This window comes from Cloacibacillus sp. (genome assembly GCA_036655895.1).
Classification (GTDB): domain Bacteria; phylum Synergistota; class Synergistia; order Synergistales; family Synergistaceae; genus JAVVPF01.
In genome coordinates, this window is record JAVVPF010000073.1 from 1 (window position 1) to 4,618 (window position 4,618).

Here is a 4,618-nt window from a genome sequence, read left to right on the forward strand (position 1 = left end):
TCAAAAAAATAACCCACATGAAGATCGTGTAGAGAGGAGGCTAACAAAAACGAAAAATCCCCCGCCAAAGCAGGAAATCTTTACGCGTTCTAATACAAAGTGAGAATGGAGGAAATAATCAATATGAACAGACCGATAGACAGTTATTGTATCCACTGGCAAAATTTGTCAGTTATTTTTCCGCTATCTTACACTTGTCCCTATTGTGCGAACCTTGTATCTTCTGTTAGTGGATACAATTTTAGTGCTCGTATGGATTCTCCCAATGAAGATACCATGGTTGATAATCGTAGGGGAGCAATATACATCTGCCCCCATTGCCAAAACCCAACAATAATTTTCGACGAGAAACAATTTCCAGGCATACCTGAAGTTAAACCTGTAATGCATCTCCCGAGTGAAGTCTCCAATTTATATGAAGAAGCAAGAACATGCATGAGCAATGGATGTTTTACTGCTACTGTAATGCTATGTCGTAAAATTATAATGAACGTTGCAGTAAATCAAGGTGCAGAAACAGATAAAAGCTTTCAACATTACGTTGATTTTTATGACAAACAACATCTTTTTCACCCGAGCTGTCTCCCTCTACTAGATAAGATAAGAAAGATGGGGAATACAGTAAACCATAATATTGAACAGACAACACCAGAAAACGCGAAGCAGATAATAACCTTCACATATCAAGTATTACTGTATATATATGAAATCCCCGGTGAGATACAACCTATTTAAGCTTAATACAAATTTTTAAAATGGAACTTTCTAAAGATGCATAAAAAAACAAACGAAGATTCCCCGCCGAACCAGGGAATCTTTACGAAAATTGTATACGCTAAGAGGAGAGCGACAGTAAAATAAAATGGACAACCTGACGCCGGAACAACGCCACAAAGCGATGTCGAGGATAAAGACGAAGAACACCTCCATAGAACTCAAGCTCCGCAAGGCCCTATGGCGCAGCGGCGTGCGCTACCGCAAAAATTACAAGAGCCTGCCTGGCACGCCGGACATCGCCATAACCAAATACAGGATAGCAGTCTTCTGCGACGGCGAGTTGTTTCACGGAAAAGACTTCGAAGCCGGCAAGATGCGATTCGATACGAACAAAGCCTACTGGGAAGCAAAAATCAAAAGAAACATGGCGCGTGACCAAGCAGTCGATGCCGAACTGCAAAAAACGGGTTGGACCGTCCTCCGCTTCTGGGGCAAAGAAATAACACGCGACATAGACAGCTGCGTTGAATCTGTACTAGAAATTACCAGAGACCACTTAGCTGAAATGGGAAAAATTGCCAGAAAAAGTAGAAAATAGTTTTCTCATGAAATTTAAGCTGGCAGCGGTATAATAATTATCTATGTTTCATTATAAAAAATTCTTAAGGGGGGGCTTTGATGCAAAATAGAGAGTATAAACTTGAAATAGACCCACGTATATTAGAACTTCTTGGACCAAGCCTTTATACAAACATATACTATATACTGGCTGAATTAATAGCCAACGCTTACGATGCAGATGCCAATAACGTTTGGATATTTGATAATGAAGACGATATCACCGTTGAAGACGACGGCAAGGGTATGTCTTACGAAAATGGCGATATTAAAAAATACCTTAATGTTGCTGGCATCACCAGAACCGGGGAAAATGACGCATATACACCTTCTGGCAGAAAAAAAATGGGTAGAAAGGGAGTTGGAAAGCTCGCGGCTCTTTCAGTATCAGAGAATGTCATTGTTAAAACAAGGGTTGAAGAAGAAAAATCTGGATTCATACTCTCAAGACATCCAGGCGAAAAGAAAATGCTGGAACCATTACCCGAAGAAAAGATCAATTTTAAGAAAGTAAGGCAACACGGGACGGCTGTTGTAATGTCCACACCACAGTATAAACTTCACGTAGGATTAAACGCCGTTAAAAAAAACTTGCTCCGTATTTTCCCTTTGGTCAGCAAAGATTTCAAGATTCATTTGGTTAGAGGCAAAGACGAAGAAACCATAGCAAGATCTGATAAAGACATGGTGGAGGAATTATGCGCTTTAATTACATTTGGGGAACCTTTTTCAAAGTATAAAAATTATTTCAAGACTGAATACCTCGATAAAAAAGATGTATTGTTAAAAACACTACAGACAAAGATTTTTCCAGACGTTTTCATAATGAATAAGAACTATGGAAAACCATTGCCATACAATATTGAAATAAGAGGATGGATAGGCGCATATAAAAGCACAAGAAATAGGAAACAGGAGGCTACTGATTTTCCAGATAATTTCATTTCACTATACGCGAATGAAAAAATGGGAGAATTTAACATCCTTCCAGTCGTTGGTCAGAATAAATTAAATGAGGTATATGTCGTAGGACAGCTGCACATTGACATCTTTGAGCTCTCTGAACTTGTGGATATGGCTTTAAGCAATCGACAAGGCTACAAAACAGACGATATACGTTACCAAACCGTAATCAAATATGTACGAGAGGAACTCCTCCCTGAAATAGTGGGAATGCGTGTAGAATATGCGGCTAGAAAAAAAGAAAATCAAAAAAGGAAAAAGTTAGATAAACAAAAAGAAGTAGAAGAACTCTTTAAAAAACAGGTTGACGGATTTAAAAATACGACATCGGCAGATGCCGCAAAAAAAATAGTAAAAGAGCTAGGGGCAGGAGATTCCCAAAAAGTAGAAAAAATATTGCAAGACACCATAAACAACAACAGCGCCGCATTGGGACTGAAACCGCGTATTGATCAAGACAAAAAGAAAATACTTATTAGCCATACAAAGAAAGATAAGGATTTGGCAGATGTAATATATGAAATGTTATTATTCAACGGCGTTCCAAAGATAGACATTATATATACTAATTGCGAAGACGAAGAAGCTAGGATACCTGTGGGCCAAAACGGAGAAAACGGTATCTATGATTATTTAAAGAAATTTTTTATGGATAGTTATTCCAATCAAAAAATATTCGTAATTTTTGTGACAAGCATTGATATGAGAAATTCGTGGGGAGCTATTGTAGAAGTGGGAGCGGCTTGGATAGCCAGGTCAGAACATAAAATATTTAATATTGGTGAATTCCGTCCAGAACAACCGCTTGACACAGCATCAATATGGCAAAATAGCAAACGTAAGTCGTTTGCGTCATTATGTACAGATAGCATCAATTACGACACATTTTGCCAATTCATAGAATATATATGTACATATCTAGGTTATAGCAAAAAATCCAGAGACGAAAACAAAAAGAAACTTAAAAAACTTGGGGTTTCTATAGAATAATAACTTTTGTTAAAAATAGTAAAAACACGACATTATTACTAATAATTAAGAACGCACAATGATATCATCGACGAAAAACCCCTTTTCTGTTATAATCCTTGACAGCAGAGAGGGGGATGTGGTATGAGTGATAAAAAAAGAATAGCCGTCGTGGACATCTTCTGTGGCGCCGGTGGGTTGACACATGGATTCATACAAGAGGGATTCAACGTTACCGCCGGGATAGATTTTGACAATACGTGCAAATATCCCTATGAATATAACAACGATGCCGTTTTTCTTAATGAAGACGTAATGAATCTCAAAGCCGACACCATAAAAGAGTATATGAAAGACGCCAACATCAAAATCTTAGTCGGATGCGCTCCATGCCAGCCTTTCTCAACATACAATACTGGAGACAGGAAAAAAGACGATAAGTGGAGGTTGTTGTACAGATTCGCAGAGCTTATCAAAGAAGTATCACCAGACATATTTTCCATGGAAAATGTGCCTGCATTAAAAGCATTCGACAACGGCCAAGTTTTATCAGACTTTATAGAAACACTTGAAGCAGCAGGATATCAGGTCACTGAGTTTATAGTTAACTGCCAGGAGTACGGAATACCACAATACAGAAGGCGTTTGGTAGTGTTAGGATCAAGGAATGCACGAATAAAACTCATTTCTCCTATATGCAAGACTATGACAGACTACAAAACGGTGAAAGATACAATAGGAATGCTTCCACCAATCGCAGCAGGAGAAATTTCGGAGAATGACCCTCTACATCGATGCGCACGCCTTGGCGATACAAACTTACGCAGAATCAAAGCGTCAAAACCCGGTGGAACATGGCGTGACTGGCCTGAGGAAATTATTGCCAAATGCCATAAAAAAGCAAGCGGCGCAACGTATGCCTCCGTTTACGGCAGAATGTCATGGAATGAGCCTTCTCCGACGATGACCACATTATGCTTCGGGTATGGAAACGGCAGATTCGGACATCCAGAGCAAGACAGGGCAATATCTTTGAGGGAAGCGGCGTTGTTTCAAACATTTCCATTAAATTATCAATTCGTGAAGCCTGGCGAAAAATATGTGACTAAAATATTGGGGCGACAAATTGGCAACGCCGTCCCTGTAGAATTGGGAAGGGTCATTGCTAAAAGCATCGCAAAACATTTAGAAAATACAGATCATTGATATTCCGTCAGCGTCCGTATTATTTTTATCCACGCAGCCCATCCAGCACATTCGCGTACCACTGCATCATATTGCAGCGCTCCGGCATATACTTCGCTTGGTTGTACACCTCGCGCACGCCGCCGGAAAAATGCGCCAGCTGCAT

4 protein-coding genes are annotated in these 4,618 nt (G+C 39.5%); all 4 read left to right on the plus strand.

From position 1 onward, the window contains the following. The first annotated feature begins 123 nt into the window (after positions 1 to 123). The 4 genes from RRY12_12550 (at position 124) to RRY12_12565 (ending at position 4,473) form a co-directional block, all read left to right on the plus strand. Complete coding sequence (locus tag RRY12_12550) at positions 124 to 735, plus strand: DUF4145 domain-containing protein (GenBank protein ID MEG2185503.1); 612 nt, start codon at positions 124 to 126, stop codon at positions 733 to 735. 127 nt (positions 736 to 862) lie between these two features. Then, positions 863 to 1,315 (plus strand): very short patch repair endonuclease, encoded by a 453-nt coding sequence (locus tag RRY12_12555; protein ID MEG2185504.1) that lies wholly within the window; start codon positions 863 to 865, stop codon positions 1,313 to 1,315. 80 nt (positions 1,316 to 1,395) lie between these two features. Continuing rightward, positions 1,396 to 3,288 (plus strand): ATP-binding protein, encoded by a 1,893-nt coding sequence (locus tag RRY12_12560; GenBank protein MEG2185505.1) that lies wholly within the window; start codon positions 1,396 to 1,398, stop codon positions 3,286 to 3,288. Positions 3,289 to 3,411: 123 nt separating this feature from the next. Beyond that, a complete protein-coding gene (locus RRY12_12565; protein ID MEG2185506.1) occupies positions 3,412 to 4,473 on the plus strand; it encodes a DNA cytosine methyltransferase in 1,062 nt (353 codons plus the stop codon). Positions 4,474 to 4,618 lie beyond the last annotated feature (145 nt).

Excerpts from the sequence above, each read along its gene's own strand:
- RRY12_12560 (MEG2185505.1), top strand. The coding sequence starts at position 1,396 with ATGCAAAATAGAGAGTATAAACTTGAAATAGACCCACGTATATTAGAA.
- RRY12_12555 (MEG2185504.1), top strand. The coding sequence starts at position 863 with ATGGACAACCTGACGCCGGAACAACGCCACAAAGCGATGTCGAGGATA.
- RRY12_12565 (MEG2185506.1), top strand. The coding sequence starts at position 3,412 with ATGAGTGATAAAAAAAGAATAGCCGTCGTGGACATCTTCTGTGGCGCC.
- RRY12_12550 (MEG2185503.1), top strand. The coding sequence starts at position 124 with ATGAACAGACCGATAGACAGTTATTGTATCCACTGGCAAAATTTGTCA.